This window comes from Bacteroides sp. AM16-13 (assembly GCF_003602705.1).
In the GTDB taxonomy this organism is placed as follows: Bacteria; Bacteroidota; Bacteroidia; order Bacteroidales; family Bacteroidaceae; genus Bacteroides; species Bacteroides xylanisolvens.
This window is the reverse complement of the sequence record NZ_QTLK01000002.1, coordinates 108,384-130,242: the sequence shown is the minus strand read 5'-3', so window position 1 is coordinate 130,242 and position 21,859 is coordinate 108,384. Positions and strand designations below refer to the sequence as shown.

Genomic DNA, 21,859 nt, shown 5'->3' with positions numbered 1-21,859 from the left:
GACACTAGCCTGCAAAGATAAGCATAACTTTTAAATAATGAGGCATTTGCATATCACAGCAGAATGAAAGTGGAAATTTGGTGCTGAAAAGTGGAAAAAGAGACGAATGAGTACAAACAGGGGATTATTTCGTCTTTCTCTTAGTGAAGAAATGAATTATATAATCTATAATATATATCAGAAGAATGAAAAATACCAGATTATTCATGTTTGCGGCATGCACACTTTTTTTGGCAGCGTGTGGCAGGCAAACCGTGAAGATTATGACTCCGCCGGATGCGTCAAATCGTGTTTTGTTTGGTGCGGAGCAGTTACAGACTACCTTGGATAAAGCCGGTTATCAGGTAATGATGCAACAGGGAGACACGACATTCTCCGATCCCGAAATCAAAACGATTCTCTTGACGGAAGTAAATGACACGACGCTCAAGAAAGAAGGTTTTCATATTTCGACGACGGGCAATCTGACCAGAGTGTCCGGCAGGGATGGGAGTGGTGTCATTTACGGATGCCGTGAACTGATTGACCGTGTGAATGATTCGGATGGTAAGTTGAACTTCCCGGAGGAACTGAAAGACGGTCCTGAAATGGTATTGCGTGGTGCATGTGTAGGATTACAGAAAATGACCTACCTGCCGGGGCATGGTGTATACGAATATCCGTATACGCCGGAAAGTTTCCCCTGGTTTTATGATAAGGAACAGTGGATTAAATACTTGGATATGCTGGTTGCCAACCGCATGAATTCACTGTACCTTTGGAATGGCCATCCGTTTGCGTCATTGGTGAAACTGGAAGATTATCCGTTTGCGCTGGAAGTAGATGAAGAAACTTTCAAAATGAACGAAGAAATGTTCTCTTTCCTCACGGAAGAAGCGGACAAACGCGGTATCTTTGTCATACAGATGTTTTATAATATCATTCTTTCCAAACCTTTTGCTGAACATTACGGACTGAAAACACAGGATCGTAACCGTCCTATTACTCCTCTGATTGCCGATTATACACGCAAGAGTATTGCCGCTTTCATTGAAAAATATCCCAATGTAGGATTACTTGTTTGTCTGGGTGAAGCGATGTGTACAGTGGAGGACGATGTGGAATGGTTTACTAAAACAATTATTCCGGGAGTGAAAGACGGATTACAGGCATTGGGACGTACGGATGAACCGCCTCTTTTGTTGCGTGCACACGACACGGACTGCAAACTGGTGATGGACGCTGCCTTGCCGCTCTATAAGAATCTTTATACGATGCATAAGTATAATGGTGAATCGTTGACTACCTACGAACCTCGTGGCCCCTGGTCGAAAATTCATACGGATTTGAGTTCGTTGGGTTCCATTCATATCAGTAACGTACATATCCTGGCAAATTTGGAACCGTTCCGCTGGGGGTCTCCGGATTTCGTACAAAAGGCGGTCACTGCCATGCACAATGTACACGGTGCCAATGCGTTGCACCTTTATCCGCAGGCTTCATATTGGGACTGGCCTTATACGGCTGACAAACTACCGAACAATGAACGTGAATTCCAGTTGGATCGTGATTGGATCTGGTATCAGACCTGGGGACGCTATGCGTGGAACTGCCATCGCGACCGTACAGATGAAATGGGTTACTGGAACCATCAGTTAGGCAAATTCTACGGAACATCTGACGAAAATGCAAGCAATATCCGTGTAGCTTATGAAGAAAGCGGTGAGATTGCTCCGAAGTTATTGCGTCGTTTCGGTATCACAGAAGGAAATCGCCAAACGTTATTGCTGGGTATGTTTATGAGTCAGCTTGTCAATCCGTACAAATATACGATCTATCCGGGATTCTATGAAAGTTGCGGACCGGAAGGAGAGAAGCTGATAGAGTATGTAGAAAAAGAATGGAAAAAGCAACCTCATGTAGGTGAAATGCCTTTGGATATTGTTGCTCAAGTAATAGAACATGGAGATAAAGCAGTAGCGGCTATTGATAAAGCAGCAGGTTCCGTCTCTTCAAATAAGGATGAATTTGCACGTTTGCAGAATGATATGCATTGTTATCGTGAATTTGCGTATGCGTTCAACCTGAAAGTGAAAGCTGCCAAACTGGTATTGGATTATCAATGGGGAAAAGAGATTAAGAATCTTGAAGAAGCTATTCCTTTGATGGAACAAAGCTTGGAACACTATCGCAAATTGGTGGAACTGACGAACGAACATTACTTGTATGCCAACAGTATGCAGACTGCCCAACGTCGTATTCCTATTGGTGGAGATGATGGAAAGAATAAGACTTGGAAAGAATTGCTGGTACACTATGAGAAGGAATTGGAAAATTTCAAAGCCAACCTCGCTTTGTTGAAAGAAAAACAGAATGGAAATGCGGTGACTGAAACTATCGAGATTGCTGCCTGGACTCCTGCAAACGTGAAACTGATCTCTAATTATCCGACAGTGAAAGTGGATGAGGGTATTTCTTTATTTGTGGATGTCCCAGGTAAGATAGAAGCAGTAGCTCCGGAATTGAAAGGAATGAAGGCGCTCCGTTTCAATGGAAATGAGCAGAGAGAGAAAGGCACAAGCATCACTTTCGAAACGGATGCTCCGGTGAAATTGTTAGTCGCTTATTTCAAAGACGACCAGAAAAAGTATGCAAAAGCTCCGAAACTGGAAATTGATGCATCAGCCAATGATTACGGTCAGGCGGAACCCGTGTTGACGAATGCTGTCCGTATCAACGGAATGCCTTTGGCAAATGTGCATGCATATAGTTTTCCGGCTGGAAAGCATACATTGATGTTACCCAAAGGTTATCTGCAAGTGTTAGGATTCACGGCTGCGGAAACGAAAGTTCGTAATGCCGGGCTTGCCGGGGATGAAGAGACAATGGATTGGTTGTTTTATTAATGGGAATTTATCGGTTAAAATGGGAATTTTGCAGTTAAATGAGAATTTTGCAGTTAGGCTGAAAGCCTTACAATTATATATTTATTGGGGTGCCCTGAAAGGGCTTAATTATATAGCGTAGGGCAACGCCCTACGCTATATAATTAAGCCCTTTCAGGGCACTCCGCAAAATTATCATTTAGTGGTTATGCACTATTTAAGTATTAAACGATTAGAAAAAGTATCATGAAGAAGTTATTGCTGGCAGTTTTTAGTATAGCCACCACTTTCTCTCTGTATGCGCAAAGGGAAGTTCCGCAGGAACGAATGGAGCAGATTTACGAGGAAGTAAAGACACCATACAAGTACGGGCTCGCAGTTGCCCCGGCAGACAATTATCATAAGATTGATTGTCCTACCGTTTTTCGCCAGGGAGACAAGTGGCTGATGACTTATGTGGTTTACAACGGTAAAGGTGGAACCGATGGTCGTGGTTATGAAACCTGGATAGCAGAAAGTGATAATTTGCTCGAATGGCGCACTTTGGGACGGGTTCTTTCTTATCGGGATGGAAAATGGGACTGCAATCAGCGTGGCGGATTTCCTGCATTGCCGGATATGGAATGGGGTGGAAGCTATGAGCTTCAGACTTATAAAGGTCGCCATTGGATGACTTATATCGGTGGTGAAGGAACGGGCTACGAAGCTGTAAAAGCTCCGCTTTATGTCGGACTGGCATGGACGAAAGGAGATATTTCTACGGCACATGAATGGGAATCTCTGGACAAACCGATTTTGAGCATCCATGATAAAGATGCCCAATGGTGGGAAAAACTGACTCAATATAAGAGTACCGTTTATTGGGATAAAGATAAAACATTGGGAGCTCCGTTTGTGATGTATTACAACGCGGGCGGGCATCATCCGGAAACGAATTTAAAGGGCGAACGTGTCGGCATTGCGCTTTCCAAAGATATGAAAACATGGAAACGCTACTCCGGAAATCCGGTCTTTGCGCATGAAGCTGATGGAACCATTACAGGAGATGCGCATATCCAAAAGATGGGAGATGTGTATGTGATGTTTTATTTCTCTGCTTTTGAACCTTCGCGTAAATATAAAGCATTCAATACATTTGCCGCCAGCTATGATTTAGTGAACTGGACCGACTGGAAAGGGGCCGACCTGATTATCCCCTCCAAGAACTACGATGAACTGTTTGCTCATAAGAGCTATGTGGTGAAACATGACGGAGTGGTTTATCATTTCTATTGTGCGGTAAACAACGCAGAGCAACGTGGCATTGCCATTGCTACCAGTAAGCCGATGGGACGTTCGGCTGTCCGTTTCCCGAAACCGGAAATCAAGAACCGCCGGCAAATTATTGAATTAAATGAAGGCTGGAAAACTTGGAGAGTTGAGAATGGAAAGTTGAGAGTTGAGAGTGAAAAGACTGTGAATATACCTCATAACTGGGATGATTATTATGGGTATCGTCAATTGACTCACGGCAATCTTCACGGAACCGTTCTTTACAAAAAAGACTTCATCCTCAACAACTCTCAACTTAAAAAATATTTCCTTCGCTTTGAAGGAGTGGGTACATACGCCACCATTACAGTGAACGGAAAGGACTTCGGTCGTCATCCCATAGGGCGCACTACGTTGACTTTGGATGTCACAGATGAATTGAAACAGGGAGTAAATCGCCTGGAAGTGAAAGCCGAGCATCCTGAAATGATTGCCGATATGCCTTGGGTATGTGGAGGATGTTCATCGGAATGGGGATTCAGTGAGGGTTCCCAACCGTTAGGTATCTTCCGTCCTGTGGTATTGGAAGTAACGGATGAGATTCGCATAGAACCTTTCGGTGTACATATTTGGAATGACGAAAAGGCTGCTAACGTATTTGTAGAAACAGAGGTTAAGAATTATAGTAAAACAACAGAAACGGTAGAGTTAGTCAATAAACTAAGCAATGCCGATGGAAAACAAGTTTTCCGTTTGGTTGAAAAAGTAACTTTAGCTCCGGGAGAAATGAAAGTGATTCGCCAGCAGGCTCCTGTTGAGAATCCTGTCTTGTGGAATACAGAAAATCCATATCTCTATAAATTGGCTAGCATGATTAAGCGCGATACGAAGACAACGGATGAAATTTCGACACCCTTCGGTATTCGTACCATTAGCTGGCCGGTAAAACGAAACGATGGAGACGGACGTTTTTACCTGAATGGAAAGCCGGTGTTTATCAATGGAGTATGTGAGTATGAGCATCAGTTCGGACAAAGCCATGCGTTCAGTAATGAACAGGTTGCCGCAAGGGTAAAACAGATACGTGCAGCCGGTTTCAATGCGTTCCGGGATGCTCATCAGCCCCATCATCTCGATTATCAAAAATACTGGGATGAAGAGGGAATCTTGTTTTGGACACAATTTTCCGCCCACGTGTGGTATGACACTCCGGAGTTTCGTGAGAACTTTAAAAAGTTGCTTCGTCAATGGGTGAAAGAACGTCGTAATTCTCCGTCAGTGGTGATGTGGGGATTGCAGAATGAAAGCACTTTGCCTCGTGAGTTTGCACAGGAGTGCAGTGATATTATTCGGGAGATGGATCCGACTGCAAAGACAATGCGTGTCATAACAACCTGTAATGGCGGTGAGGGTACAGACTGGAATGTGATTCAAAATTGGAGTGGTACGTATGGAGGAGATGTGACGAAATACGGTCGTGAGCTCTCTCAAGCAAACCAATTGTTGAACGGAGAATATGGAGCGTGGAGAAGCATCGACCTACATACGGAGCCGGGAGATTTCCAGGTGAACGGAGTGTGGAGTGAAGACCGTATGTGTCAGTTGATGGAAACTAAAATCCGTTTGGCAGAACAGGCTAAAGATAGTGTTTGCGGACAATTCCAATGGATATACAGCAGTCATGACAATCCCGGACGCCGCCAACCGGATGAAGCGTATCGCAAGATAGATAAAGTAGGTCCGTTCAATTATAAAGGATTGGTTACTCCGTGGGAAGAACCGTTGGACGTATATTATATGTATCGCGCCAACTATGTTCCGGCTGCAAAAGACCCGATGGTTTACCTGGTATCACATACATGGGCCAACCGCTTTGAAAAGGGACGTCGCCGTGCCACTATCGAGGCTTACAGCAATTGTGATTCTGTATTGCTATACAACGATCTGACAAATGAAAAGGCAACCTCCCTCGGACGTAAAAAGAACAACGGAACAGGCACTCATTTTATGTGGGAAAACCGGGATATTCGTTATAACGTGCTTCGTGCAGTAGGATATTATAAAGGTAAACCGGTAGCAGAAGACCTGATCCTATTGAATGGCTTGGAGCAAGCCCCTAACTTCGAACTTCTTTATCAGGATGATAAAAAGATCTTGAAAGGAGAAGCAGGATATAATTATCTGTATCGTCTCAACTGTGGAGGGGATGATTATACAGATAGCTTCGGACAGCTCTGGTTGCAGGACAATACGAATTATTCCCGTTCATGGGCAGAGAATTTCAAGGATCTGAATCCTTATCTTGCCAGTCAACGTACCACCAATGATCCGATTCGTGGCACTCGTGACTGGACGTTATTCCAACATTTCCGCTTCGGACGTCATCAGCTGGAATATCGTTTCCCTGTAGCAGACGGAACATATCGTATTGAACTGTATTTCACAGAGCCTTGGCATGGTACAGGTGGAAGCGCTTCTACCGACTGTGAAGGACTGCGCATATTCGATGTTGCCGTGAATGATTCTGTTGTACTAGACGACTTGGATATTTGGGCTGAAAGCGGTCACGACGGAGTTTGTAAGAAGATAGTATATGCCACAGTGAAAGGTGGAATGTTGAAAATTCATTTCCCGGAAGTGAAAGCAGGACAAGCGTTGATTTCGGGCATTGCTATTGCCAGCACAGATCAGGAACTGAAACCGACGGTATTCCCTGCGTCCGGCTGGAGTTGGGAAAAGGCGGATAAAGAAGTGATGGAAAAGACTCCGAAAGAGCTACTTCCGGAAGACAAAAATGCTCGTGTCAGTATATCATACGAAGCGGAAACCGCTGTACTGAAAGGCAAATACCAAAAGAAAGAACATCGCAAACAGATGGGAGTGTTTTTTGGTAAAGGAAAAGGCAACAGCATTGAATGGAATGTTTCTACCGGATTGGCGCAAGTGTACGCCCTTCGCTTTAAATATATGAACACTACCGGAAAGCCAATACCTGTCTTGATGAAATTCATTGATTCAAAAGGAGTAGTATTGAAAGAGGACGTATTGAACTTCCCGGAGACACCGGATAAATGGAAGATGATGAGCACTACTACGGGAACCTTTATCAATGCCGGACATTACAAAGTATTACTTTCGGCAGAAAATATGGACGGAATTGCTTTTGACGCACTGGATATTCAATAAATCTTTCTATCAATTGATTTCAATAGAAACGGGATACGGAGAAGGTAAACTTTCCGCATCCCGTTTCTTTATATTCGGATCATTTTCTTAGAAATAGAATAAAGATGTTATTTTTTTATGATTCAATGTTCCGATTTTAATTATTTAAAAGATAGGAATTAAATAATCTCTATCTTTGAGGACAAACAAAAAGAGCAATAATGGAAAGTAATATACCAAAGTATGATTTGCCGGTTGATTATATTGTAGGAGAGGGATTCGCAAAAGATTTACTGAAGAGCTATAAGAATTTTCCATGTAAGATTGAATCCGGCTTATTTATTCTTTGTATAAAAGGCACTATGGAGGTGACGATCAATACCAATACCCATCATATTAGTGAAAATGATTTAATAACTTTGCCGCCTAATTGCATATTAGAGGTGCACACATTCTCATCCGATATCCAGATTTATTATGCAGGCTTTTCATCTCATTTTATAGAAAGTATAAATTTGATGAAAGCTACCCAGCACCTTCTTCCGGTAATTATGGAGAATCCGATAGTTGCTTTATCTCCACTTCAGGCCTGTAGTTATAAAATGTTTTATGAATCATCTATTCTTTCATACGCTTCACTTAGGACGCGCGAAAATAAGGAGATAGTAAAAGCTGTTCTTACCATGTTTATCCAAGGGGCTACAGAAATATATAAGTTACAGAATAATTGGTATTTGTCTTCTCAATCAAGAAAGTATGAGATTTATCAGGAGTTTTTAAAATTAGTCATGAAACATTATACAATCCATCACGGAACATCTTTCTATGCTGATGAGTTAGGACTTAGCCTGCCCCATTTCTGTTCTACAATTAAAAAGGCGGCAGGAAATACTCCATTAGAGGTGATTGCTTCTGTCATTTTGATGGAAGCTAAATCCCGTTTAAAGTCGACCGATGAACCTGTAAAAAATATAGCTCTATCTTTAGGGTTTAATAATATCTCCTTCTTTAATAAGTTTTTTAAGCAGCATACTGGTATTACCCCTCAAGAATATAGAGGACGCTAATCTTCTGTTTTTCTATCAAATGGTAATGTAACGGTAAAACAACTACCTTTCCCAATCTCTGATTTAACGGAGATATCTCCTTGCAGGTGTTCTACAATCGTTTTACAGATAGAAAGTCCTAAACCGGTTCCCTGTTTAAAAGTATCTACTTTGTAAAAACGATCAAAGATTTCATTCAAACATTCTTGCGGAATTCCCGAACCGGTATCTTCTACAAATATTTGTACTGAATCCGCATTTCTGTTATCAAGCGTATACCCAAAATGAATATATCCTTTTTGGGTGAATTTCCGGGCATTATTAATGAAATTGCATATTACTTGTTTCAGGCGTGTAATATCTGTGTTGATATAAACATCTTCATCCGGTAATAATGACTTTATTTCAATTTCGGAAATAGGTTTCATTGCCTGTTCTTTCTCTATGTCCATCATTAAAGAGTTAAGGGAACAGTTGGAGAAAGTAAATTTAATCGTATTTGATTCAATCTTGGACAAATCAAGTATGTCGTCAATCAATCGTACTAAATGTTCGCTATTGATGCTGATTAGTCGCACGAAATCGGCACGTTCCTCTTCACTTAACTCATCATAAGTGGAACCTATAACATCAGAAAAGCCGACGATTGCATTCAGCGGCGTACGGATTTCATGACTCATATTGGCTAAAAACGCCATTTTAAGACGATCGCTTTCTTCTGCTTTTTTACGTGCCTCGATTAAGGTGTTTTCTATGTCTTTATATTCCTGAATACTCAAGCAGATTCCCACTAACCGATAGGGATGGCCGGATATGTTTGCAATATAAGTTGACTGCCCTTCAAACCATTCCCAAGTACCATCCCCCCGGCGCAAACGGAATGGAACTGTTTTGTCAAAAGTTGTATTACCACTAAGTTGTACAACAAAGGCATCAGCCATAGGTTGCCGATCGTCCGGATGAATCATATTCACATATTCCTCCATTGTCAAAGTATTATTTTCTCCTGCCGGAATACCTAAATGTTCAAAATAACGATCGTCAAGAGTAAATTCACTCCGACTTATATCATAATACCATGGATAGATTCTGGTTCTTTGCAAAGCAGTATTCAGAATATATTCCTGTGTAAGCTCTACTGTAATATTGCGGAAAAAGAATAAGATCTTGTTTAAATTAGTTCTATCCCTGATCGTTGCAAATTCTCCTCTTATGGGAAATTGTGTGTAATCAACCTGTTCTTGCATGAAGGTATGTTCAGGTAATGAATACGTATTTTCTCCCTGACGAATCTTTTCCAGAATAGTCGAAAGTATATCTTCCTTTTTATTTAGCAGTTTAAATAAACGATTGGTAGGAAAGGGAAGCATATCATTGACCGACGGATGAACATGCAGTTCTGCAAAAGCCTGCTGATTGAGTTGTATAACTTCTCCATTTGTATCAAATATAATCACTCCGTCGGGTAAAATGTTTAATAATTCATCGTTATAGAGTGTCTGTTTGTAATCTTCCATTTCTTTTATTGTTTTGTACTGAATATAAGATATATGAGACATATCTTATAACAAAGAAAACCATTTCTGTGAAGATTATAACATATTTACAGCTCTTTTTGAGCGACTTATACGGTTATTTTAAATTGCAAGATATTTAATGTTAATACAATATTCTTATTTTAATATTCGATATTCAAATATTAATAGAATGAAACTTTCATCTTTTCCAATAAAAGAAAGGGGTACAAAATGCCCTTTCGTCCGTCTACTTGATATGAAGAAAAAAGAACGAATGAAAATATATACTTTACTGCTTGGCGCATTGTTTGTAAGTCCTACACAGGCACAAACAATGCATGATTGGGAGAATCATCATGTTCTCCAGATCAATCGTGAACCGGCAAGAGCCGCTTTTACCCCTTTCTCTGTACAGAAAGGAGACGGTTCAATCTCTTTAGACGGAACCTGGAAATTCCGTTGGACTCCCGTTCCCAATGAAAGAGTCATGAATTTCTATCAGACAAATTTTAATGATAAAGATTGGACGGATTTTCCTGTTCCCGCCAATTGGGAAGTGAACGGATATGGCACGCCTATCTATGTTTCAGCAGGCTATCCGTTTAAAATAGATCCTCCACGGGTGATGGGAGAACCGAAAACTGACTATACCACGTATAAAGAACGAAACCCGGTAGGGCAATATCGTCGTACCTTTGTCTTGCCGGCCGGATGGGAAGCGAATGGACAGACTTTTCTACGGTTTGAGGGCGTAATGAGCGCCTTTTATGTTTGGATCAATGGCAAACGGGTAGGGTATAGCCAAGGCAGTATGGAACCGAGTGAATTTAATGTCACGAAGTATCTGAAATCCGGAGAAAATCAAATTTCACTGGAAGTCTACCGATATAGTGACGGTTCTTATCTGGAAGATCAGGATTTCTGGCGTTTTGGTGGTATTCATCGTAGTATTCATCTGATACATACGCCGGATATTCATGTCCGTGATTATGCGGTACGCACTCTTCCTGCGTCTGCTGGTGATCATGAAGACTTTATTTTGCAGATTGATCCGCAATTCAGTGTATATCGAGGGATGACCGGAAAAGGGTATGTCTTACAGGGAGTATTAAAGGATGCTTCAGGCAAAGAAGTTGCCACATTGAAAGGTGATGTGGAAGATATGCTTGATTTGGAGCATAAAGCAAGCCGGATGAATGAATGGTATCCGCAGCGTGGCCCGCGTAAGATGGGACGTTTGTCAGCCATTATAAAATCGCCGGAAAGATGGACGGCAGAAACACCCTATCTTTATAAATTACACTTAACTCTCCAAAATGGAGAAGGAAAAGTCGTAGAACAGATAGAACAGGCCGTAGGTTTCCGCTCTGTAGAAATCAAAAAAGGACAACTGTTAGTGAACGGTAATCCGGTTCGTTTTCGTGGAGTGAACCGCCACGAACATGATCCACGGACGGCACGTGTCATGAGCGAAGAACGAATGCTTCAGGATATTCTTTTAATGAAGCAGGCAAATATAAATGCTGTGCGCACCAGTCATTACCCGAATGTAAGCCGTTGGTACGAGCTATGCGACAGCTTGGGATTGTACGTGATGGACGAAGCGGATCTAGAAGAACACGGATTGCGTGGAACACTCGCAAGTACCCCCGACTGGCATGCAGCATTTATGGACCGTGCGGTCCGTATGGCGGAACGTGATAAGAATTATCCATGTATTGTAATGTGGAGCATGGGAAACGAAAGCGGTTACGGACCGAACTTCGCTGCTATTTCGGCATGGCTGCATGATTTCGATCCCACTCGTCCTGTACACTATGAGGGGGCGCAGGGAGTGGACGGAAATCCTGACCCGAAGACGGTCGATGTTATCAGCCGCTTTTATACCCGGGTGAAACAGGAATACTTAAATCCCGGCATTGCAGAGGGAGAAGACAAGGAACGCGCTGAAAATGCACGTTGGGAACGGTTGCTGGAAATTGCGGAACGTACCAATGACGACCGTCCGGTGATGACGAGTGAATATGCACATTCCATGGGGAATGCATTAGGAAATTTCAAGGAATATTGGGATGAGATATATAGCAATCCCCGTATGCTAGGTGGTTTTATATGGGATTGGGTAGATCAGGGAATCTACAAGACATTACCCGATGGCCGTACCATGGTGGCTTACGGCGGTGATTTTGGCGATAAGCCGAATTTAAAAGCTTTCTGCTTTAATGGATTGCTGATGAGTGACCGTGAAACTACGCCTAAATATTGGGAGGTAAAGAAGGTATATGCACCGGTTGAGTTGAGAGTTGAGAATGGAGAGTTGAGAGTAACCAACCGGAATCATCATATTGATTTATCACTTTATCGTTGCCTGTGGACATTATCAGTGGATGGTAAGGAGAAAGAACGGGGAGAAATAACATTGCCGGAAATAACTCCAGGCGAAAGTAAAACGATTGATTTGCCGGCTTTCCGATCATTAAAAGATATTTATTCTTTGAGTAATAAAAATGAGAAAGTTAGTAAGACCAATAAAAAAACGGAGAAAACTCTTTCCGATTACCAGCTGAAAGTAAGCATTGTTTTGAAATCGGATGCTCTTTGGGCAAAGGCAGGACATGAAGTGGCCTGGGAACAATTCTGCTTGCAGAAAGGAGATTTAGCCTCTACCGATCTGATTAATAAAGGAGCACTTCAGGTGAAAGAGGATGATAAATCTTTATTGATTAGTGGGCGCAGTTTTTCTGTTCAGTGGGAAAAGAAAGTGAACGGAAGTATGACTTCCCTTATATATAAGGGCAAGGAAATGCTGGCTCACTCCGATGATTTTCCGGTTCAGCCTGTCACTCAAGTTTTCCGTGCTCCGACAGATAATGACAAGAGCTTCGGAAACTGGTTGGCTAAAGACTGGAAATTGCATGGAATGGATCATCCGCAGATAAATCTGGAATCTTTCCGCCATGAAAAACGTGCAGACGGGGCGGTCATTGTCCGGATTCAAACAAGTAATTTATATAAAGAAGGAAAAGTGGTGACGACTTCTGTCTATACGGTCTTTTCAGATGGAACGATTGATCTGAAAACAACTTTCTTGCCACAAGGAGTTCTTCCTGAAATTCCCCGTTTAGGAATCGCATTCTGTCTGGCGCCTGCTTATGATACATTTACCTGGTATGGCAGAGGACCACAGGATAACTATCCTGACCGCAAAACATCTGCTATGATAGGGCTTTGGAAAGGAAGCGTTGCAGACCAATACGTACATTATCCACGTCCGCAGGACAGTGGAAACAAAGAGGAAGTGCATTATCTTACCTTGACCGACAAACAGAATAAAGGCATTCGTGTTGACGCGGTAGAAAACGCATTTTCTGCATCTGCCCTGCATTACACCGTACAAGACATCTATGAAGAAACTCACGATTGCGATTTAAAACCACGTGCAGAAGTTATTCTTAGTATGGATGCTGCCGTACTTGGATTAGGAAACAGTAGTTGCGGACCGGGTGTATTGAAGAAATATGCCATAGAGAAAAAAGAACATACGTTGCATCTCCGTATCAGTAGTAAACAATAATAGCAATAAATAACTAACACAATAATAAAAGTAACAATGAAAAAAGTAACCACTTTATTATCGACCTTAGCGTTGGCAACTACCCTGGCTGCTCAAAACCTTCCACAAACGGAAAGGCAATATCTCTCCGGTCACGGATGCGACGATATGGTTGAATGGGACTTCTTTTGTACCGACGGACGCAATTCCGGCAAATGGACGAAAATCGGCGTACCTTCCTGTTGGGAATTGCAAGGCTTCGGCACTTATCAGTATGGAATCACTTTCTATGGAAAGCCATTTCCTAAAGGTGTTGCCGATGAAAAAGGTATGTATAAGTACGAATTTGAAGTTCCGGAAAAGTTTCGCGGCAAACAGGTCAATCTTGTATTCGAAGCTTCGATGACAGACACGGAAGTAAAAGTGAACGGACGCAAAGTTGGTTCCAAACATCAGGGAGCCTTCTATCGTTTTTCATACAACGTCACGGATTTCCTGAAATATGGCAAAAAGAATTTACTGGAAGTCACTGTTGCCAAAGAAAGTGAAAATGCCAGTGTGAACCTTGCCGAACGTCGTGCTGATTATTGGAATTTTGGCGGTATCTTCCGTCCGGTGTTCCTGGAGGTGAAACCAGCCGTAAACCTGCGGCACATTGCCATTGACGCAAAGATGGATGGAACTTTCCGTGCCAACTGCTACACAAATATCTCTAATGACGGAATGAGCATCCGTACACAGATTTTAGATAAAAAAGGGAAAAAGATAACGGAAACCACCGTACCCGTAAAAGCAGGAGGCGACTGGACTTCCCTGCAACTGAATGTATCTAACCCCGCATTATGGACAGCGGAAACTCCGAATCTTTATAAAGCGCAATTCTCTCTATTGGATAAGGCCGGTAAGGTTTTGCATAGTGAAACAGAAAATTTTGGTTTCCGCACGATTGAAGTACGCGAAAGCGACGGACTTTATATAAACGGAGTACGTATCAATGTACGTGGTGTCAATCGCCATAGTTTCCGTCCTGAAAGTGGTCGTACGTTGAGTAAAGAGAAGAATATCGAAGACGTTCTTTTGATGAAAGGCATGAACATGAATTCTGTCCGTTTGAGCCACTATCCGGCTGACCCGGAATTTTTGGAAGCCTGTGATTCTCTCGGACTTTATGTGATGGATGAATTGGGAGGCTGGCATGGCAAGTATGATACCCCCACCGGAGTACGTCTGATTGAAGGAATGATAGAACGTGACGTGAATCATCCGTCTATTATTTGGTGGAGTAATGGTAATGAAAAAGGATGGAATACCGAACTGGATGGAGAGTTTCATAAATACGATCCGCAGAAACGTCCGGTTATTCACCCGCAAGGCAATTTCTCCGGTTTTGAAACCATGCATTACCGCTCTTACGGAGAAAGCCAGAACTACATGCGCTTACCGGAAATCTTTATGCCTACGGAATTCTTGCATGGTTTATACGATGGCGGCCATGGTGCCGGATTATATGATTATTGGGAAATGATGCGCAAGCATCCCCGTTGTATCGGTGGATTCCTTTGGGTATTGGCAGACGAAGGTGTGAAGCGTGTGGATATGGACGGATTCATTGATAACCAAGGAAACTTTGGAGCAGACGGTATTGTAGGACCACATCACGAAAAGGAAGGTAGCTACTACACTATCAAGCAGTTATGGAGTCCGGTGCAAATCATGAATACTTCTATCAACAAGCAATTTGATGGCAAATTCTCCGTAGAAAACCGTTACGATTATCTGAATCTGAATACTTGCCGTTTCCTTTGGAAGCAAGTAAAATTCCCGCTGGCAACAGATGCTTCCAATGCTGCTATTCAAGTGTTGAAAGAGGGTGAAGTGCAAGGCAGTGACGTGGTTGCTCATTCGGCAGGCATTTTGGATATAAAAACAAATATCCTCCCCAATGCAGACGCCCTCTTCCTGACAGCAATCGATCCATATGGCCATGAACTTTGGCGCTGGACTTTCCCGGTCAACCAACTGAATCAGCAGACAGAACAGCTTTCTCCCTTGTCCAGTCGTCCTGCTTATACAGAGACAGAAAATGAGCTTACTGTGAAAGCGAATAAGCGTACGTTTATCTTCTCAAAGAAAGACGGACAACTAAAAGGAGTATCTGTAGATAACCGTAAGATTAGTTTCGCCAATGGCCCCCGTTTCATCGGAGCCCGTCGTGCAGACCGCTCATTGGATCAGTTCTATAACCATGATGATGAGAAAGCAAAAGAAAAAGACCGCACATACAGCGAATTCCCCGATGCTGCCGTATTTACGAAACTGGATGTGAAAGAAGACGGAGGTAATCTGGTTGTTACCGCCAATTATAAACTGGGCAACCTGGATAAGACCCAATGGACAATTAACCCGAGTGGGGAACTGGCTTTGGATTACACCTATAATTTCTCCGGTGTCGTAGACTTGATGGGTATTCGTTTCGACTATCCTGAAGATCAGGTAATCAGCAAACGCTGGCTGGGTGCCGGACCTTACCGTGTATGGCAAAACCGTATTCACGGAACACAATACGATGTTTGGGAAAACGACTATAACGATCCTATTCCGGGTGAGACTTTCACATATCCCGAATTCAAAGGATACTTTGGTGATGTTTCCTGGATGAATATCCAAACGAAAGAAGGCACTATCAGCCTGACAAACGAAACTCCCGACGCATATATCGGAGTATATCAGCCTCGTGATGGCCGCGACCGTTTGCTTTATACTCTTCCCGAAAGCGGAATCTCTGTCCTGAACGTGATTCCTCCGGTACGTAATAAAGTAAACTCCACCGATTTGTGTGGTCCCTCTTCACAACCGAAATGGGTAAATGGTCCACAAACCGGACGAGTCATTTTCCGGTTTATGTAAATGAATCATATAAAGGTATCCACATTGCGTTGGGTACCTTTTTTTATTTAATCTTCTGAAGTTTGAGAATGAAAATGGCTACAAATTTTTTTCCGTAAAATAAATTTTCTATATTTGGAGGCAAGAACTCTTATTTATTTAGATTTGCGAACTTTCTAATATTCAGGCACGATGAAACACTATTATTCCTTTCTGATAATAACCTCTTTGTTATTAGCCGGATGCGGGCAAAAAGACCGGGCAAAATCTCAATTCGAATCATCTGTACAGACAGAAGAAAGTTATCCGTTAGCAAAAGAATATATTAAAGAAGCTGTTATCACAGGAAAAGTGTTGAACCGGGACTTTTATCCTCAAGAAAAGGAATTAACTCTCATTATTCCATTTTTTTGGAAAATGGAAAATCAATATCGTACCCCCATACAAGAAGATGGCTCATTTTCATTCCGCTTTCCGGTTTATGCAAAATTAAGAGAAGTTTCCATTCGCAATTATGCAGAACATTTGTATATCCACCCGGGAGATAGCATACATGTGGAAATAGACTTCAAAGATCTTTTTCATCCCAAAGTAACAGGTGATGCAGAAAAACTGAATCAAGAAATACTTGCATTCACAGAAAGCGCCTACTATTACATACAGAATTATAGTATAAACCCGAATTTGAATATTAAGGATTTTGAGGCTGAATTAAAGAAGGAATATGACTTTCGTTTGGAGCGGAGAAACGAGTATCTGACGAAGTATAAACCAATGGAAGATGTTACGTTATTTACTGAAGAGTTACTGAAACAGGACTATTATTACGCTTTGTTATCCTATGGTAACCAATGCCAGTTTAAAACAAGAAAAGAAATGGATCGGTATCATAAACTTCTGCCTGCAATCAATAAACTTTATAATAAAGGGATTCTTTCGGCACGTTTATATGATATTGCCGATGAGGTAGAGCGCTATATAGCTTATGGAATAACTTACAAAGATAGGAAAAATCCATCTGTAGAAGAGATTATGTCGGCAGTAGGAGAGAATGAACTGAACCAGTATATATATACCAAAATGGCAGTTGGCTCTTTGAATACAAATGATACACTTGCTTTAACAACGAGGCATACACAGTTTGATTCAATCGTAAAAATGCCACATTTGCGTGCACAAGTGATGCAGATATATAATCAGACTAAATCTTACCTGGAAAATCCGCAACCAGTTTCCAACAATTTATTATATGGTGAGTTTCACGAAAACTCAAAGCTAAAAACATCTATGCCTTACATGGAACCCATCTATAATATACTTGAGAAGTATCACGGAAAAGTGATCTATTTCGATTTTTGGGCTAGGTGGTGTCCACCATGCCTGGCAGAAATGGAACCTTTGAAACAATTGCGGAGTAAGTATTCCACCAAAGACCTGGTCATATATTCCATATGTGTAAGTGAACCCAAGGAAGAATGGGAAGAATGTCTGAATGAATATTCATTGAAAAACCGGGGAATTGAATGTATTTATGCATCTGATTATTTTGGAAAAGATAACTTACAGAAAATTCGCAAACAATGGAAAATAGATAGAATGCCCTATTATCTGTTGATTAATAGAAAAGGGCAAATTGTAGATTTCGGAACTACAGCACGCCCCAGCAATCCACAATTTGTATCTCGAATTGAAGATGCCCTTAAATAACTTTATCATTAATAGGATCGTATGTCATTTCTTTATTCTTCTTTTCTATACGAAAGCTTTTTATTTTTGATGAAAGTGATTTTTCTAGGGTTTGTTTTGCTTTACGATACGTACCGTCATTGGATGGATGTCGTGAACTAACAATAGCTCCTATAACTTTTTTATCTTTTAGATATCCTTGATTGTAGAATAAGTTCACTGTATTGCCGATTTGTGTTACAGCGTGTGCAATATCCGTTCCTTTTAGTTCTACAAAAATATAAACACAACTAGGGGGTGATGTGTATACAAATAAGTAATCACACTTTCTATGCTCTGATGAACTATCAAAATAACCGTCAATTTTTATTTTATCAACTTCGGAAATATCTTTAGATGCAATAGTGAACTTACTTTTATTTTCACAAATCGTAAAACGAGAAGTGCATTTACACTTTGAATTAACATATTTATGATCAAAAGAATCTGTATTCTTGAATACGAATCTTCTATTAAAACATTTACAACTCATTTCTTTCAATATTGCATAGTTCGTCAAAAATATATCCTAATTTGTCAGAAGCCGTATCTATGTATTCAGCTCCCAAAGATTTTATGTCAGTATCTCTTATATCTTTAACAGTTCCATCTGAATGAAAAAAGTAGGATGATACATCATCAAAATCAATTAGCGCCATTGATGGAATGAGTTCTTTAATTTTAGATAGCACCAACTTCTTTTTATTGCTTTTCTTTAATATTTCTTGTGCTAAAATTAAATTATCTACTACTGATAACACATATGGACTATGTGTCGTAATTACAATACTTCCATTTGATTTTCTCATCTTTCTCATGATCCAATCAATAAGGAAGTGTTGAGTAGAAGGAAATAAATTTAATTCAGGTTCTTCTATTACTAATATCTGTTTTTTCTTGCTTTCAACATATTGGTTAAATACAATCCACAACGGAATAATTGATTGAATTCCACTAGAAGTTTGAGATAGTTTTACTTCTTTGTTTTCATTCATTAGATATACTGTGTCACCATTGTTATTGAATGACACTTTAATGTCAAGAATGTTTATATCAATATTTTTATACTGAATTCTTGCTTTTTCGTATAAGCTACCAAAATCCTTTATGCAATCGGGAATACTAGCTCCTGCTTGAAGTAAAGAAAATATGCTATTAGAAAATGTTGAAATCAACAATCTTTCAGCTGGAATATATACTGGTATACATTCTTCATAAAGGAGTCCAACTAAGGCAGGTTTTATTAACTCTACCATTGCGCTGTCTTTTAAATCTAAGAGGTTTTTAAGACTTTTGATAAATTCTTTGTATGCAAAGTTATTTTCTTTTCGTTCTATAAATTTTAAAATAAAATCATATGACTTTGAAGTATTAGCCATTTCCATCAAATCAGCATCCTCGTAGTTACTGTGAAATTTATTTAAGCCTATTTCCCAATAGTATTTTTCATTGCTATAACGAATAATGGTTGTAGACGTAAATTCAAAATTAATATTATATTTATCCAATAACCTTAAGAAACTATTGAAATCTCCTTCTTTAATAGTCCAAAAAATCGAATTGTTAAATATTGCAAGAAGTTTTGCAATAGTACTTTTTCCACTAGAAGTATGTCCAATAAAGAAATTATATTTCTTTATTTCTATATTTGCGGATTTTATAGCCCCAAAATCTGTTACAATTAAATGTGCCATGCTCATTAAAAAATTAAAGTTATATCCCTCATATAAAAGAATAACTATTGGCAAATGTAGTCATTAATACTGGTATAATACCTAAAGTAGTTCTTTTTTATAGAAAAAAACAAGAAAAAGTTAGTAGATGTTCACTCATATTATAAATTTTCGCTAACTTCTTAATGTCTTCTTTGCCATTCACAATATGAGTACTGTCACCGATCCGGATGGATGGCCTGACTACTTCATCGGAAGAAGACTTCTCGAACAGCTTAGTAATAGGGATAAAAGACAAGGCTAATATCAACCTTGTCTTTTTTGTAGCTCCCTCATCAATTCATCTACAATATATGCATCGCTCATGAGATATAGATCTCCAAGTCGGTGGACAATGCGCTGGTAGCTTTCGCTATTATAAAATATATCAAGTGCCTGTAGACTGGAAATATGCAGACGGGTAGCAAGAAGTTCTACAATGCTGTAATATTTGCCTTGCATTACAATATCTGCATTGGGGATTTCTTTTGAGAGAGATGGGATAGGTAAAAGTATAGCATCCACAAAATGTAAGTGTTCGTCAACTACTTTTTGGTTCGTAATACAAATTTGATTATTAGGCTCTTGATGAATCAAACGTGACAATGCTTCTTCACGAGTGTAATCACCACGCATATAAAGGTCAATAGTACGTATCACACGGTCATCTGCTATACCGCCTTCTATTATGTCATAATCCTGCCATATAACATTCCCTTGTCGACATGCTACAACAAAATCCAGCCAATGTGCATCGTAAGTGGTAAAGTGCAAATAATGAAAAGAAGAGTTACGGCAGGCATCTATATCCAATGAATAAATATTGAGCCATACACTATTTTCATGGCGAATATCAGCTGTGCGAAGAGCCCAACGAATAGCCTGATCCTTTAAATCAGTAAGATAAAAGCCCACTCCGAAATCAAGATTTGGTCGGCATACTCCAGCTAATGGTTGTTCTACACGGTAAGTAGAACCATGATAAACAGTTAACATGACTTATCTCCTTTTTGCTGTGTCGAAACTTGAAAAGGACGATAATCTTTCGGTAACCATTGTGGATCACGATGATAGATATATTCTAATAAAGAATCTACTATGTAGGCTTTGCCTTGGGTATGCAAAGTATCATAAAAAGTATTTATATAGCCGTCTATAGCACCTAATTCTTTTAGTTTATTATATACATCCGCACTATAACGTCCTAACCGTTCGGCTGTATTCTCTATACAATAGATAATAAACTCTAATTGTTTTTCTTTAAGGGTCATATTATTTTCTCCTTTCTTATCTTAATCCATTAGCGAAAAAGATTAATATTAGCAAAGATAGAAAAGTTCCTTCTTTCTTCCAATTAATTGGTATAGTATATCACGTTTCCTTATGGAATATTAAAGTCGCATTCCACATTTTTATTTTTCTGTCTAACAGATTTTATAGAGCCACAAAGGTTTATATGTAAAATACTGATTTTAATTCGATAACAATGAAAAGTTTTATATTATAGGAACTTATTCAACTCTTTTACCAACAAATGAACAGTAGTAGAAGATTCTTGTTGTGCCGGATTATTCCCATTAAATTGTCTCATGATAGTTTTAGCGTGATTAATGGCTTGTTCTTGTTTAGAAAACAAAGTATTAAACATTTTAGAACTTACACCCGATTTCTTTGTATAAGCAAATCCGAGCAAAGCGCCCAACATTTTTTCATATCTGGAACGATGCAACGCCCCTTGGTATAGATTAAAATGCAGTAAAAACCAAAATTCAAAAGCTTGGTTACTATAAGCCACTTCAAAACCATTTTGTTGCGCCAATAGGATTGCAGAGTTAAAATCATTTTCAGGAAAATCATCTTTATCAAAGACCACCCAATTCTGATTATATGTTCGTCCCTTTAGCTTTTCCTGCTCTTTTATATGGATAGCCTTGTGTACTAATGCCAATGTTCCCATACCTTGACCAAGTGCCTTCACATTGGCAGAAGTCAAACGAAAAGCGTTGAAATAATCAGGTTCGGTATTAACTCCTTCGCAAATAATCAGAAATGTTTGTTTCACCTCACGTACACTACTGATACGGGTTATCTTTCTTTCGATACGCGGATTTATATTTTTCCTTTTTGTAGCCGTCATGGT

General features: G+C 40.1%; 12 protein-coding genes. 6 read left to right on the top strand and 6 right to left on the bottom strand.

Features of this window, described 5'->3' with window-relative positions; translation table 11 throughout:
* Positions 1–185 precede the first annotated feature (185 nt).
* The 3 genes from DW173_RS01955 to DW173_RS01945 all read left to right on the top strand — a co-directional run bounded on the left by DW173_RS01955 (position 186) and on the right by DW173_RS01945 (position 8,347).
* On the top strand, positions 186–2,885 hold the full coding sequence (locus tag DW173_RS01955; RefSeq protein WP_199722806.1) for a hypothetical protein: 2,700 nt from the start codon (positions 186–188) through the stop codon (positions 2,883–2,885).
* 225 nt (positions 2,886–3,110) lie between these two features.
* Positions 3,111–7,301, top strand: coding sequence for a malectin domain-containing carbohydrate-binding protein (locus DW173_RS01950; RefSeq protein ID WP_120143553.1), 4,191 nt, complete (start codon positions 3,111–3,113; stop codon positions 7,299–7,301).
* Positions 7,302–7,501: 200 nt separating this feature from the next.
* Positions 7,502–8,347: an AraC family transcriptional regulator gene (locus tag DW173_RS01945; protein ID WP_004314666.1), complete on the top strand. Its 846-nt coding sequence runs from the start codon at positions 7,502–7,504 to the stop codon at positions 8,345–8,347.
* Here the strand turns inward: DW173_RS01945 and DW173_RS01940 are convergent.
* On the bottom strand, positions 8,344–9,843 hold the full coding sequence (locus tag DW173_RS01940; RefSeq protein ID WP_004314671.1) for a sensor histidine kinase: 1,500 nt from the start codon (positions 9,841–9,843) through the stop codon (positions 8,344–8,346). The genes DW173_RS01945 and DW173_RS01940 overlap by 4 nt on opposite strands.
* Positions 9,844–10,099: 256 nt before the next feature.
* On the opposite strand from DW173_RS01940, the gene DW173_RS01935 reads away from it, so the two are divergent.
* The 3 genes from DW173_RS01935 (at position 10,100) to DW173_RS01925 (ending at position 17,989) form a co-directional block, all read left to right on the top strand.
* Positions 10,100–13,417, top strand: a complete 3,318-nt coding sequence (locus DW173_RS01935; protein WP_120143551.1) for a glycoside hydrolase family 2 TIM barrel-domain containing protein — start codon at positions 10,100–10,102, stop codon at positions 13,415–13,417.
* A gap of 36 nt (positions 13,418–13,453) precedes the next feature.
* Entirely contained in the window at positions 13,454–16,303 is a 2,850-nt protein-coding gene (locus DW173_RS01930; RefSeq protein ID WP_008771018.1) for a glycoside hydrolase family 2 TIM barrel-domain containing protein, read from the top strand.
* 171 nt (positions 16,304–16,474) lie between these two features.
* A complete protein-coding gene (locus DW173_RS01925; protein ID WP_120143549.1) occupies positions 16,475–17,989 on the top strand; it encodes a TlpA family protein disulfide reductase in 1,515 nt (504 codons plus the stop codon).
* On the opposite strand, the gene DW173_RS01920 is transcribed toward DW173_RS01925, so the two are convergent.
* From DW173_RS01920 to DW173_RS01895, 5 genes are all read right to left on the bottom strand, one after another.
* Positions 17,982–18,500, bottom strand: coding sequence for a hypothetical protein (locus DW173_RS01920; RefSeq protein WP_120143547.1), 519 nt, complete (start codon positions 18,498–18,500; stop codon positions 17,982–17,984). The two genes, DW173_RS01925 and DW173_RS01920, sit on opposite strands and share 8 nt — an antisense overlap.
* A complete protein-coding gene (locus DW173_RS01915; RefSeq protein WP_004325967.1) occupies positions 18,490–19,701 on the bottom strand; it encodes an AAA family ATPase in 1,212 nt (403 codons plus the stop codon). The genes DW173_RS01920 and DW173_RS01915 overlap by 11 nt, the downstream gene beginning before the upstream one ends.
* Before the next feature lie 285 nt (positions 19,702–19,986).
* A complete protein-coding gene (locus DW173_RS01905) occupies positions 19,987–20,715 on the bottom strand; it encodes a DUF3990 domain-containing protein (protein WP_049702862.1) in 729 nt (242 codons plus the stop codon).
* Positions 20,709–20,990 carry a DUF3791 domain-containing protein gene (locus tag DW173_RS01900; protein ID WP_049702861.1) on the bottom strand — a complete coding sequence of 94 codons (282 nt, stop codon included), beginning with the start codon at positions 20,988–20,990 and terminating at the stop codon, positions 20,709–20,711. The genes DW173_RS01905 and DW173_RS01900 overlap by 7 nt, the downstream gene beginning before the upstream one ends.
* Positions 20,991–21,220: 230 nt before the next feature.
* Complete coding sequence (locus DW173_RS01895; RefSeq protein WP_049702860.1) at positions 21,221–21,856, bottom strand: RloB family protein; 636 nt, start codon at positions 21,854–21,856, stop codon at positions 21,221–21,223.
* Between the last annotated feature and the right edge of the window lie 3 nt (positions 21,857–21,859).